The sequence below is a fragment of the uncultured Aquincola sp. genome, assembly GCF_964001545.1.
Classification (GTDB): Bacteria; Pseudomonadota; Gammaproteobacteria; order Burkholderiales; family Burkholderiaceae_C; genus Aquincola.
Window position 1 is genome coordinate 1 of the sequence record NZ_CAXFDV010000170.1, and the last position, 11,661, is coordinate 11,661.

Sequence of the window (11,661 nt, forward strand, 5' to 3'; positions counted from 1 at the left end):
CAGGCCCAGCAGGCCCACGCGGCATTGCGATACCGGCCGCACCGGGTGGCGGTCCCACACGCCACGCGCCTGCTGGTCGGCGTAGCGCCGCAGGTCACGCGTGAAGCTGAGGCTGCCGGCCAGCACGTACTGCGCGATCTGCACGCCCTGCATCGGGTCCACCACGCGGGTGATGGGCAGCTCGGGCGGCAGGTCGGGCACGTGGATCAGCTTGTCCACGCCCGCGGCCAGCGAGCACAGCGCGCGCAGCTTGGGAAAGCGCGGCAGCACGCCGGCCTGCAGCCGCCAGGCCATCACGATCTCCACCTCGTCGGGCGGGGCTTCTTCCACGCTCGTCCACACCGGCACATCGGGGGCGGTGGCGCGCAGCGCATCGGCGAACGGGGCCGCGGGCAGCGGCGAAGACAACAGCAGGATGCCCATTTCACTCCTTGCGGGCGGGCGCCAACGGCCCATCCCCAAAATTCTAAAACTGTGGCGGACTAGGGCTGAACCCCAGTGTGGCCTGCCACCTTTGCGACAGCAGCCTATCAGGGCTGTCCCCTAGAAACTTCCGGCACGGGTCGGTGTTTGCCCGGGTTATTGCACATGACGAAATGCATACCGTGCTTTCGGTTGACGCATCCGAAGGCGGCTTGCAACCATCGTGGCCCAGCTTCCACCGCCACAGGCAGTTCACGTGGATCTCTTCCTTCAGCAAGTGCTCAACGGTCTCACGCTCGGAGGCATCTACAGCCTCGTGGCGCTGGGCCTCACGCTGGTGTACGGCATCCTGCACGTGCCCAACTTCGCGCATGGCGCCTTCTACATGGCGGGGGCTTTCATCAGCTTCCACCTGATGTCGAAGTACGGCGCCAACTACTGGATCGCGATGGCCGGCTCGGCCGTGGCGGTGGCCGCGCTGGCCACGCTGGCCGAGCGGCTGGTCTTCCATCCGCTGCGCCATGCCTCGGGCCTGCACCCGATGATCGCGGCCATCGGCATGCTGCTGTTCCTGGAGGCGGGCGCGCAGGCCATCTGGGGCGCCGACTTCCACCGCATGCAAACGCCGTACACCGGCATCATCGACTTCGCGGGCGTCACCGCCCCCGTGCAGCGCCTGCTGATCATCGGCGCGGCCTTTGCGCTGATGGTGCTGCTGCACCTGTTCCTGCGGCGCACCGTCACCGGCTCCACCATCGTGGCCATGGCGCAAAACCGCGACGGTGCTTCGCTGGTGGGCATCGATGCCAACCGGGTGGCGATGATGACCTTCGCCATCAGCGGGGTGCTGGCGGCGGTGGCCGCCACGCTGTATGCGCCCATCAACCTGGTGTACCCGGCGATGGGGCATCTGGTGATCACCAAGGCCTTCGTGATCATCATCCTGGGCGGCATGGGCAGCGTGCCGGGCGCCATCGTCGGCGGCCTGATCATCGGATTTGCCGAGAGCTTCGGGGCCTTCTACATCTCGACCGACTACAAGGACATCATCGCCTTCGCGCTGCTGGTGTTGATCCTGTCGTTCCGCCCCCAAGGCCTGTTCGCGAAGGGAGCCCACTGATGAATAGGGCAACCCTCGGCTGGCTGGCGCTTTTCGTTGCGGGCCTGGCCTTCCCGCTGATGGCGGGCAACGACTACCACCTCACGGTGATGTCGACGGCCTACATCTACGCCATCGCCACCATCGGCCTGAACCTGATCACCGGCTACACCGGCCAGTTCAACCTGGCGCATGCCGGCTTCATGGCGGTGGGGGCGTACACCGTGGGCATCCTCACCGTGGATCATCAGGTGCCGTTCTGGCTGGCCTTCGCGCTGTCGGGCTTCGTCACCGCCGCGCTGGGGGCGGCGGTGGGCGCGGTCTCGCTGCGGCTCAAGGGCCACTACTTCTCGATCTTCACGCTGTGCGTGGGCTACATCATGTTCCTGGTGATCGAGAAGTGGGAAAGCCTGACCCACGGCACCGTGGGCATCATCGGCATCCCCGGTCCTTCGCCCATCGGGCCGCTGGTCTTCGACACGCCGCGCGCGCTGTACTACCTGGTGTTCTTCTTCCTGGTGCTGGGCATCTTCGTGATGCGGCGCATCGTCAATTCGCTGATGGGCCGCAGCTTCATGGCCATCCGCAACAGCGACGCACTGGCCGAGGCGCTGGGCATCCGCCTGATGCGCACCAAGCTGCTGGCCTTCGTGCTGTCGGTGTTCTATGCCGGTCTGGCGGGCGGGCTGTATGCGGGCTTCGTGCGCTTTCTGGGCCCGGGCGTGGCGGCGGTGGAACACACCTTCGACATGACCATGTACATGCTGGTGGGCGGCCTGGGCACGCTGCTGGGGCCGCTGCTGGGCAGCATCTCGGTGCCGTGGATCACGCAGTACCTGCAGTTCCTGCAGGAGTACCGCTTCCTGGTGTTCGGACCCATCCTCGTGCTGCTGGTCATCTTCGTGCCGCACGGCATCGTGGGCAGCTGGCTGGGCTGGCGCGCGCGCCGCGCTTCGCAGGCGGCCGAGCCTGCTGCCGCTGCGCAGCGAACCACGGCGCCGCTGAAGGCGGTGCCCAGCGTGTCCACCGGAGGCCAACGCCATGCGTGATGAAGCCCGCAGCACCGCGGCCGGCAGCGCCTGCCTGGAAATCCGCAAGCTCACCAAGCGCTTCGGCGGCTTGGTGGCGGTCAACGACGTCAGCACCACCATCGAGCGCGGCAAGATCAACGCCATCATCGGCCCCAACGGCGCCGGCAAGACCACGTTCTTCAACCTGATCAGCGGCGTGCACCCGGCCACCAGCGGGCAGATCGTGTTCAACGGCACCGACGTCACCCGCCTGCGCACCGACCAGGTGGCGCAGCTGGGCGTCTCGCGCACCTTCCAGACCACGGCGCTGTTCGACATGGCCACGGTGCTGGACAACCTGATCGTGGGCCACCGGCTGCGCACCCGCGCCAACCTGTGGGACGTGATCGTCAACAGCGCGCGGCTGAAGGCCGAAGAACGGCTGTGCCGCGAGAAGGCGCGCGAGGCGCTGGACTTCGTCGGCCTGTCGCACATCGCGCACCGCATGGCCGGCGACATCACGCAGGAGGAGCGCAAGCGCGTGGCCTTTGCGCTGGCGCTGGCCACCGACCCGCAGCTGGTGCTGCTGGACGAGCCGGCCGGCGGCGTGAACCCCGACGAGACGCTGGGCCTGGCCGAGCTGATCCGCAAGTTCGTGCGGCACGGCATCACCGTGTGCCTGATCGAGCACAAGATGAACATGATCATGAGCCTGGCCGACAAGATCATGGTGCTGAACTACGGCGAGAAGATCGCCGAGGGCACCCCGGCCGAGATCCGCAACAACCCCGCGGTGATCGATGCCTACCTGGGCGCGGAGCATGCCGATGTCTGAACCCCAAGCAAAGGCCGGCGCTGGCCTGGTGATCGAGAACCTGACGCTGGACTACGGCAGCTTTCGCGCGCTCGATGGCGTGAGCCTGCAGGCCAAGCCCGGTGAGCTGGTGGTGCTGCTGGGCGCCAATGGCGCGGGCAAGAGCTCCATCTTTCTCACCACCAGCGGCATCCACAAGGCCCGGGGCGGCAGCATCCGCTTCGGCAACCAGGAGCTGGTGGGCCGCAAGCCTTCGCAGATCGTGGAGGGTGGCCTGGTGCTGTGCCCTGAAGGCCGCAAGCTGTTTCCGCAGATGAGCGTGCTGCAGAACCTGAACCTGGGCGCCTACGTGCACCGCGGCGACAAGGCCGGCAACGAGCGCATGCTGGACGAAGTGATGGCGCTGTTTCCGATTCTGAAAGAGAAGCAGCACCAGCCGGCCGGCTCGCTCAGCGGCGGGCAGCAGCAGATGGTGGCCATCGGCCGCGCGATGATGGGCCGGCCGCAGGCGCTGCTGCTGGACGAGCCTTCACTGGGCCTGGCGCCGCTGGTGGTCAAGCAGGTGTTCGAGGTGATCCAGCGCATCAACCGCCAAGGCACCACCGTGATCCTGGCCGAGCAGAACGCCTACGCGGCACTGAAGATCGCCGACCGCGCCTACGTGATCGAGAACGGCCGCATCGTGATGGAAGGCGACCGGGACACGCTCTTAAACAACGACGAAATCCGCCGCGCCTACATCGGCGCTTGACCCCCCACTGGAGACAACACATGACGCTGAAGATTCGTACCCTTGCGCTGGCTGCGGCTGCAGCGGTGATGGCGGTGCCCGCCTTCGCCCAGGACGTGGTGAAGATCGGCTACTCCGGGCCCTTGAGCGGCGGTGCGGCGCTGTATGGCAAGAACGTGCTGGACGGCATGCAGATGGCCGCGGCCGAGGTGAATGCGGCGGGCCTGGAAGTGGCCGGCAAGAAGGTCAAGCTCGAGATCGTGGCGCTGGACGACAAGTACAACCCCAGCGAAACCGCCATCAACGCCCAGCGCCTGGTGCAGGAGAGCAAGACGCCCGCGATCCTGGTGCCGCACTCGGGCGGCATCTTCGCGCTGCAGACGCAGAACGAAGCCCAGAAGTACATGGTGCTGGCCTACAGCAGCGTGCCGCAGATCACCGCACGCGGCAACAAGCTCACCATCCGCATTCCGCCCGAGTACACCTCGTACGTGCAGCCCTTCGTCAAGCACACCATGGGCAAGTACGGCAAGAACCTGGCCATCGCCAATGCCGACCACGACTACGCCAAGGCCTGGACGGCGGCCTTCAAGCCGGCCTGGGAGGCGGCGGGCGGCAAGATCGTGGCCGAGAACCCGATGAGCTACAACCGCGCCGCCGACTTCTACAGCGGCGTGAGCCGCGTGCTGGCGGCCAAGCCCGACGTGCTGTTCATCGGCGGCGCTTCCGAGCCCACGGGCCTGGTGGTCAAGCAGGCGCGTGAGCTGGGCTTCAAGGGCGGCTTTGCCATCATCGACCAGGCCAAGATGGACGAGATCTCGGCCGTGACCGGTGGCTATGCGATGCTGGAAGGCGCCATCGGCGTGCTGCCGCTGGCCGAAGATTCCAGCCCGGCGGCCAAGGACTTCGTCGAGCGTTTCCGCAAGGGTCACTCGGGCCGCACGCCCAGCTCCGAGGTCTCGTACAACTACACCATCGTGCATGCCACCGCCATTGCGATGAAGCTGGCCGGCACCACCACCGACGCGGTGGCCATCCGCGCGCAGATGGACAAGGCCGTCAAGGCGCTGACCAATGCCAGCAACCCCGGCTCGCTCGAAGGCATCGACGACAAGGGCGGCACCATCAACGACACCCGCGTGGGCGTGGTGGAGAACGGCAAGATCCGCGAGGTGAAGCTGAGCACCCTCAACGCCGCGAAGTAGCCCGCGCGCGCTTTCATCCCACCAGCGCGCCCACGGGCGGCAAGCCCGCCACGTGGCGCAGCAGGGCGGTGATGCTGGCAGAGCCGGTCTTTTGCCGGATGCTGCTGATGTGGGTGCGGGTGGTGCAGGGCGCCACGCCGTGCTGGTGGGCAATCTGGTCGGGGCTGGCGCCGCCGGCGAGCGCCTGCAGCACTTGCGCTTCTGCCAGGGTCAGGTGGTGCTGTTGCGCATACAGCCCCAGGGTCACCGCCGAGCAGACGCCGCCACGGCTGGCCACCAGCAGCACCCCAGCGCTGCCTCCTTCCGGGCCCGGCAGTGGCAGCACCGCGACCGCGTCGTGCGGGCTGCCGGCCAGCGCATGCAGACTGCGGCGGCCCAGCAGCAAGGCCTGGGAGGCACGCTGCATCAGCTCCGGCAGAAGCCGCAGTGCCAGGTGACCCGCCGTCATCATCATCTGTTGACGGCCGTGCCGGTTGGCATGCAGCAAGTCCAGCCGCTCGTCCAACACCACAACACCGCAATCGAGCTGGTCCAGCGCAGCGGCCAGCAGGTTCCAGGGTGAGGGGGCGAAGTCTTCGACCACCTGGCGCATCGGCCAGCGACAGGCCGTATCGGTGTGCGTGGAGACGAGCGGTATGGTCATGTCGGACTCTCCTGATGCTGGCCTGCATTGCAGCGCGCTGCGGCGGCGTTGGCGATCGGCCGCATGGCCCGGGCCAAAAGGGCTAGGCCGGCAGGGGGATGAAGGCCGATGCCGGCGCTACCATCATCTGGCCATGAACGTGATGCTCGTCGACGACCACGCGCTGTTCCGCGAGGGGCTGGCCCTGCTGCTGCGACCATTGGTCGATCCGCTGGTCGTGTGGGAAGCGGGCTCCTGCGAAGAAGCCCTGGCCTTGCTCGACAAGCAGGCACCGTTGCAACCCGACCTGGTGTTGATGGACCTGGGTCTGCCCGGCATGAACGGTCTTGAAGGCATTGCATGCTTCCACGAGCGGCTGCCGCAGTGCCCGGTGGTGGCGCTGTCCTCCAACGACGACCGTGAGACCGTGCTGCGCGCCCTGGATGCCGGAGCGATGGGCTTCATTCCCAAGAGTTCAAGTTCGGCCGTGTTCGCTGCGGCGCTGCGGCTCATCATGGCCAAGGGCATCTACCTGCCCACCAGCGTGCTGGCCGCGCCGGTGTCGGCAGCCCGTCCGGCGCCACGGTCGGCGCTGCCGACGGTGGGTACGCAGGTGGCCGCCGTGAGCGGCGCCGGCCCCCTTCCCGCCGACCTGGGCATCACACCGCGGCAGTCGGCGGTGCTGGCCCTCATCCTTCAGGGGATGCCGGCCAAGCTGATTGCACGAACGCTCAACCTGGCGCCGGGTACCGTGAAGGCACACACGTCGGCTGTGCTTCGGGCCTTGAACGTGACCACCCGCACACAGGCGGTCATCGAGGCAGGGCGCCTGGGTCCCGGTTTCACCGCTGCGTTGGCGCAGGCATCAGGCGACGCGGGCGAGCGAGCCGATGGCGGCCTGGCGTAGCCGCTGGGCGCTGGCCGGCTTGGACAGCTTCACCGCCTGGATGTCCGCAATCTGCGCATCCGTCTCCGGTGATAGGTCGGCTGTCAGCACCACCGCGGGCAGTTGGTCATCCAGGCGCCGGCGCAGTTCGGTCACGAGGGTGGTGCCTGTCCAGCCGTTGCCCAGGCTCTGGTCGGTGATGATCAGGTCGGGGGTGCGCAGGTGGCGGTCGACCTCGGCCAGGGCGGCCTCTCCCGAGCTGGCGTCGGCCACCAGGCAACCCCATTGCAGGCACAGCGCCCGCAGGGCATCGCGGTTGTCGGCGTCGTCGTCCACCAGCAGCACGAAGCAACCTGTCAGCCGACCGTCGTCCACGGGCTGCACGCCAGTCGTGTCGGTCAACAATGGCCAGCCGGCTACCCGTGGCAGCAGTAAGCCGAAGCTGGTGCCATGACCGACGCGCGAACGTACCTGCAGCGGGTGTCCCAGCATGGCCAGACTGCGCTTGACGATGGACAGTCCCAAGCCGAGCCCGCCGGGGTGGCCACTGCCGCTGTCGAGGCGGAAGAACTCCTCGAACACGTCGTCCAGGTGGGCCGCGGGAATACCGGGGCCGGTGTCGATGACCTGCACCAGCACCTCGGCGCCACGCGGTCGGGCCGCCATCAGCACCCCGCCACTGGCGGTGTACCGAACGGCGTTGGCCACGAGATTGCCCAGCACGCGTTCCAGCATGGCGGCATCGGTGCGCACCAGCACTCCGCGTGGGGCACGCAGCTGCAACCGCAGGCCCTTGGCCGCCGCCTGCGGCTCATAGCTGCACAGCACACGGGCCAGCATGTCGTCGAGCAGCTGCGGCCCGGGCTGCGCACGCACGTCACCAGCGTCCAGCCGCGAGATGTCCAGCAGGCCGGAGAACAGATGCTCCATCGCACCAATGGAGCGGCTCACTTTGTCCGCGAGCGACACCTGCTCGGGTTGCTGCAGCCGCTCGCGCAGCACGCTCATCAGCAGGCTCACCGAGTGCATGGGCTGTCGCAGGTCGTGGCTGGCGGCGGCCAGGAACCGGGTTTTGGCCGCGCTGGCCCGTACCGCCTGCTCCTGGCTGACCGCCAAAGCTTGCAGCTGCGCCCGCAGCTGTTCGTTCAGGCGCGCCAGATCCTGCGATTGCTGCAGCAGCAGGTCGCGCGCGGCAGACAGTTCCGCGGTGCGTTCGGCCACCTTGGCTTCCAGCCCTCGGTACGAGGCCTGCAGCTGGTGCGCCATCTCGTTGAAGTCTTGCGCCAGCGCCGTCAGCTCCGCACCGCCGCGGGCGTCGATGGCAGCATCCACGCCGGAAGCTAGGTTGCCACCGGCGATGCGAGCCGTGGCCCGGCGCAGCGCGACGATGGGGGCCGCCATGCGCCGAGAGAACCACAGGCTGGCCATGGCCGCCATCAGGCCTGCGAGCAGCACCAGTGCCAGCGTTTGTGCCACGCTGGTCACCACGGGCCTAAGCGCTTCCGACCGGGGTTGCTGCGCCAACACCAACCAGCGCGGTCCGGGGATGGGCGCAGCGGTGACGATCACCGGTAGGCCGTCCACATCCACTGCATCCATGCCGTTGACCGGCCAGCGCTGGTCGGGGCTGGCTGACCGGGCGGCGGCCACCGGCCCGTAGTTGCCCAGCGAGAGCTGTCGCAGCGCATGCGTGGGCCGCGGGTGCGCAATCAGGTGGTCGGCCGCGTCCACCACGTACACCTGGCCGTGTTCCCCGATACGCAGGCCCGACACCACGTCGGCAAGAAAGCGCAGGTTGAGGGTGGCCATCAGGCAGCTGCCCGGCCGGTGGGTGGGCACGCTCAGTTCCAGCAGCGGCACGCCCGCTTCATAACGGGTATTGCCATAGTGCGTGTCGGCCGGGCAGTCGGTTGGCGCAGCGCCGGGTGCCTGGCGATCGGCCCGGGAGACGAAGACCGCGAAGTCAGGCTGCAGCGAAGCGTGCCGCACGTCCAGCACTGCAGGGGCCAGCACCAGCAGGCGCGCCAGTTCCTCGCGCAAGGCGTCGACACCGAAGCCGTTCCGCTCCCAAGGCATCTTGGCCGCATCGCGCAGCGTGTTCTCCGTGCGACGCAGCGCCTGTGCGATCTCCTGCGCCGCGGCCTCGGTGTGCACGCGTTGCAGCTCGGCGATCGCGGTGCGTGCCTGGCGGTAGGCCATCCAGGTGTGCAGGCCGCCCGCGGTCAGGAGCAGGCCGATGCTGAGCCCACCCACCATCAGCGCATAGCGCGCAGCCAAAGAGCTTGGCACCATCAGCGCGGCACCGCCGGCAAGGCCGCATGAGCGGTGATGACCAGGTCGGCTTTGCGCACGACGGCCGGGGCGACGTCGACCGCGAATTCGTCGCCCAGCCGCACGGCCAGCACGAAGCGGCGTGGCCGTTCCACCGGCATGTGCTGCGGCAGCTCACCGGCCAGCACGCGGCCCAGCATCTCGGCCAGCGTGGGCATCGCGAAGCTGGTGTCCTGGGCATAGGCCATCTGTCCACCGGCCTGCACCTCCTCGGTGGTGCCGAACATGGCGGGCCGGCGCAGCCGCTGCAGCTGCGTTCGGATGGTCGCTTCGGCCACGTAGGACACGAAGGTGGGTGGGATGTACCAGGCCTGCTGCCGCGTGGCCGTGGGGCTGCCCAGTTGCGTGATGACGTCGGCTTCGTCCTGGGCCAGGAACAGGGTCAGCTGCACCCCGGTTTCCTGGCCATAGGCGGCCAAGCGGCGCTCGACGTCGAAAAGGGCCACCCATTCGCGATCGGCCAGCACGCCGATGCGGTGCAAGCCGTCAAACGCTTCGCGCAGCACGTCCAGCCGCTTCTCGTCCAGCCAATCGGCCAGCGAAAGGCCGGTCATGCCATGGGGTGACGTCATCGAGTCCACGATGCCGTCGCGCATGGGATCGGTGTAGGTGGCAAACACGGCGGGTATCGGCACGCCCAGGCGGCGGGCCGCCAGCGCCGTGATGCCTGTTGGCAGCACCATGACTGCCGCACCAGCCTGCACCGCCTGCTGCACTGCCAGGCGCGCAGCCGTCACGTCGTCGATCCCGGCATTGAAGTGCAGGAACTGCATCTGCTGTGGCCATTGGGGATTGACTTGCGAAAGTGCGCGCACGAATTGCGCGAACGCTTCATCCTGCACCGCTGGCCAACCCCCGATGTAGGCCACCCGGGTAAGCACGGGTTCCTGCGCGGTGTGTCGCGGCACGCCTGCCAGCGCTGCAAGCAGGACCATCGAGCCCATGGCATAGGACCAACGGGTAATGCCCTTCATGGTGCGAACTGGCTACTTTCCGCCTGCCGATGTCGGCAATTCATTTTAGGAGCGGCGCAATGACGAAGAGCTACTTTGCGTGGGTGGTGGTGGTCAAGGTGGAAAACAGCGATCCCATCTTTCCCGAGAACGATCCGTATGAGCTTGCGGCTGGTGGAGTGAAGAGGCCATCGCGTCCGCCTCGCATGGCCTCAGACACGGCGCGGTGGGATCTCGACCCGCAGTACGATGGTTCGGGGCGGCTGGACACGGACATCTACCCCGCGGGCGATTCGCGTGAGCGTGCGATCGACTGGTGGAAGCGCCATGAGTCGGAGTTCGCCGAGCAGCACCTCATCAGTCGCATGCTGATCGCTTTCGTGGACGACATCGCGCCAGCACCGAAGCCTGAGCCGCTGCCAGAGGTGCGTCCGCACGCCGACTGGCCCAGCTTCGATCACCGATTCACGGAGGACGATTGGACCGGCGACTTCAAGACCAAGGGCGAACGCGCAGATGCGTCGCTGCTGCCCGAGGACTGGGCGCAGTTCAGCGGGCTGAGCCTGCCGTCGCCAGTGGGCGATGAATGTGCCCAACTCAGGGACGCCGAGAACAAGGAGAGACCTGGAAAGACCCGGCAAATCAACTGGGAGGCCAAGTCATGGCGGCACGCGGTCAACGAACTGCTGGAGTTGGTCGGCGATCTAGAAACGCCCCCCATGCGCGTGCAAACGCTGGAATTGCTCCGGCGGGTGGATCAGTCGATCGATGCGCCGCTCTTTGCGCTCAAGAAGCACTTCATGCGCGGCCGGCCTGGCAAGTCCGGACACTGCGTTGATGCCATGTTCCCCGGAAAGCACGCATTCCACCCTGGGCATCCATCCTATCCGAGCGGCCACGCCACCATGGCGCATGCTGTCTCGCTGGTGCTGGGCGAGATCGCACCTGGGACCAACAAGGATGCTCTCGCTGCAGCGGCGGAGCGCATCGGCCGTCGCCGCGAGGTGGCCGGCCTGCACTATCCCAGCGACAGCGCGGCAGGTCGTTCCCTGGCGGCCTGGTTGGTGACCCAGCTCAAGAAGAACCCGGACTTCCAGGCACTGATGCGCAACGCGGCGTCTGAGTGGGCGCCCGCGGCACCGGCAACGCCCTGATCAGACCCGCCGCCTACGGCTCAGCGCGGCCGCTGCGGCACCTTGCGCAGCTTGCTCACGTCGTAGCCCTGCGCCGCGACGAAGCGTGTCAGTCGCTCCAGGTCGGCGGCAGGCATCGTGGGCGTGCGGGACATGATCCACACGTAGTCGCGCTTCTCGCGGCCGACCACCACTTCCTTGTAGTCCGGGTCGATGTGCATGATCCGGTAGTCGGCCTCGAACGGCCACAGGAACTGCATGGTCCAGATGGCGTTGCCGGTGTTGGGCAGCACGGTGCCCACCGGGTGCATGGTCTTGATCGGCTCGTCGTGCCCCCCATGCCGGTAGGTGAAGGTGGTGGCGATCTTGCCGTCGGGCCGGCGTTCGTAGCGTTCCACCGCGTCGTAGGCCTCGCGCTCGGGCCAGGTCGGGATCACCGCGATCACATACCAATC

Annotated in this window: 11 protein-coding genes and 1 pseudogene; 7 read left to right on the forward strand and 5 right to left on the reverse strand. The window is 67.5% G+C overall.

Annotated features, from left to right (window positions below; all coding sequences use genetic code 11):
• Positions 1–423, reverse strand: a pseudogene (locus ABNT58_RS05815) (glyoxylate/hydroxypyruvate reductase A); the annotation flags it as partial.
• 256 nt (positions 424–679) lie between these two features.
• On the opposite strand from ABNT58_RS05815, the gene ABNT58_RS05820 reads away from it, so the two are divergent.
• The 5 genes from ABNT58_RS05820 to ABNT58_RS05840 are packed head-to-tail and all read left to right on the forward strand — an operon-like array spanning position 680 to position 5,281.
• The gene (locus ABNT58_RS05820) at positions 680–1,543 is read left to right on the forward strand and encodes a branched-chain amino acid ABC transporter permease (RefSeq protein WP_348752559.1); all 864 of its coding nucleotides are present in this window, start codon (positions 680–682) and stop codon (positions 1,541–1,543) included.
• Positions 1,543–2,571: a branched-chain amino acid ABC transporter permease gene (locus ABNT58_RS05825; protein WP_348752560.1), complete on the forward strand. Its 1,029-nt coding sequence runs from the start codon at positions 1,543–1,545 to the stop codon at positions 2,569–2,571. The genes ABNT58_RS05820 and ABNT58_RS05825 overlap by 1 nt, the downstream gene beginning before the upstream one ends.
• On the forward strand, positions 2,564–3,367 hold the full coding sequence (locus tag ABNT58_RS05830; protein ID WP_348752561.1) for an ABC transporter ATP-binding protein: 804 nt from the start codon (positions 2,564–2,566) through the stop codon (positions 3,365–3,367). Before ABNT58_RS05825 ends, ABNT58_RS05830 begins: the two co-directional genes overlap by 8 nt.
• Positions 3,360–4,097: an ABC transporter ATP-binding protein gene (locus tag ABNT58_RS05835; RefSeq protein ID WP_348752562.1), complete on the forward strand. Its 738-nt coding sequence runs from the start codon at positions 3,360–3,362 to the stop codon at positions 4,095–4,097. Before ABNT58_RS05830 ends, ABNT58_RS05835 begins: the two co-directional genes overlap by 8 nt.
• Before the next feature lie 20 nt (positions 4,098–4,117).
• The gene (locus ABNT58_RS05840) at positions 4,118–5,281 is read left to right on the forward strand and encodes an ABC transporter substrate-binding protein (RefSeq protein WP_348752563.1); all 1,164 of its coding nucleotides are present in this window, start codon (positions 4,118–4,120) and stop codon (positions 5,279–5,281) included.
• Positions 5,282–5,294: 13 nt separating this feature from the next.
• Here the strand turns inward: ABNT58_RS05840 and ABNT58_RS05845 are convergent, their stop codons facing one another.
• Positions 5,295–5,924, reverse strand: a complete 630-nt coding sequence (locus ABNT58_RS05845; RefSeq protein WP_348752564.1) for a LuxR C-terminal-related transcriptional regulator — start codon at positions 5,922–5,924, stop codon at positions 5,295–5,297.
• On the opposite strand from ABNT58_RS05845, the gene ABNT58_RS05850 reads away from it, so the two are divergent.
• Complete coding sequence (locus tag ABNT58_RS05850; protein ID WP_348752565.1) at positions 5,917–6,810, forward strand: response regulator transcription factor; 894 nt, start codon at positions 5,917–5,919, stop codon at positions 6,808–6,810. The genes ABNT58_RS05845 and ABNT58_RS05850 overlap by 8 nt on opposite strands.
• Here ABNT58_RS05850 and ABNT58_RS05855 read toward each other — a convergent pair.
• A complete protein-coding gene (locus ABNT58_RS05855; RefSeq protein ID WP_348752566.1) occupies positions 6,769–9,081 on the reverse strand; it encodes an ATP-binding protein in 2,313 nt (770 codons plus the stop codon). The genes ABNT58_RS05850 and ABNT58_RS05855 overlap by 42 nt on opposite strands.
• Positions 9,081–9,893: an ABC transporter substrate binding protein gene (locus ABNT58_RS05860; RefSeq protein ID WP_348752567.1), complete on the reverse strand. Its 813-nt coding sequence runs from the start codon at positions 9,891–9,893 to the stop codon at positions 9,081–9,083. The genes ABNT58_RS05855 and ABNT58_RS05860 overlap by 1 nt, the downstream gene beginning before the upstream one ends.
• Positions 9,894–10,153: 260 nt before the next feature.
• Between ABNT58_RS05860 and ABNT58_RS05865 the strand changes: the two genes are divergently transcribed.
• The gene (locus ABNT58_RS05865) at positions 10,154–11,227 is read left to right on the forward strand and encodes a phosphatase PAP2 family protein (RefSeq protein ID WP_348752568.1); all 1,074 of its coding nucleotides are present in this window, start codon (positions 10,154–10,156) and stop codon (positions 11,225–11,227) included.
• Between the two features lie 20 nt (positions 11,228–11,247).
• Here ABNT58_RS05865 and ABNT58_RS05870 read toward each other — a convergent pair.
• Positions 11,248–11,661 (reverse strand): lipocalin family protein (locus ABNT58_RS05870; RefSeq protein ID WP_348752569.1); only part of this gene is annotated, 414 nt, incomplete at its 5' end.

Coding starts and splice junctions, on each gene's coding strand:
- ABNT58_RS05850 (WP_348752565.1), top strand. CDS start 5,917: ATGGTCATGTCGGACTCTCCTGATGCTGGCCTGCATTGCAGCGCGCTG.
- ABNT58_RS05835 (WP_348752562.1), top strand. CDS start 3,360: ATGTCTGAACCCCAAGCAAAGGCCGGCGCTGGCCTGGTGATCGAGAAC.
- ABNT58_RS05855 (WP_348752566.1), bottom strand. CDS start 9,081: ATGGTGCCAAGCTCTTTGGCTGCGCGCTATGCGCTGATGGTGGGTGGG.
- ABNT58_RS05860 (WP_348752567.1), bottom strand. CDS start 9,893: ATGCAGTTCCTGCACTTCAATGCCGGGATCGACGACGTGACGGCTGCG.
- ABNT58_RS05840 (WP_348752563.1), top strand. CDS start 4,118: ATGACGCTGAAGATTCGTACCCTTGCGCTGGCTGCGGCTGCAGCGGTG.
- ABNT58_RS05830 (WP_348752561.1), top strand. CDS start 2,564: ATGCGTGATGAAGCCCGCAGCACCGCGGCCGGCAGCGCCTGCCTGGAA.
- ABNT58_RS05845 (WP_348752564.1), bottom strand. CDS start 5,924: ATGACCATACCGCTCGTCTCCACGCACACCGATACGGCCTGTCGCTGG.
- ABNT58_RS05825 (WP_348752560.1), top strand. CDS start 1,543: ATGAATAGGGCAACCCTCGGCTGGCTGGCGCTTTTCGTTGCGGGCCTG.
- ABNT58_RS05865 (WP_348752568.1), top strand. CDS start 10,154: ATGACGAAGAGCTACTTTGCGTGGGTGGTGGTGGTCAAGGTGGAAAAC.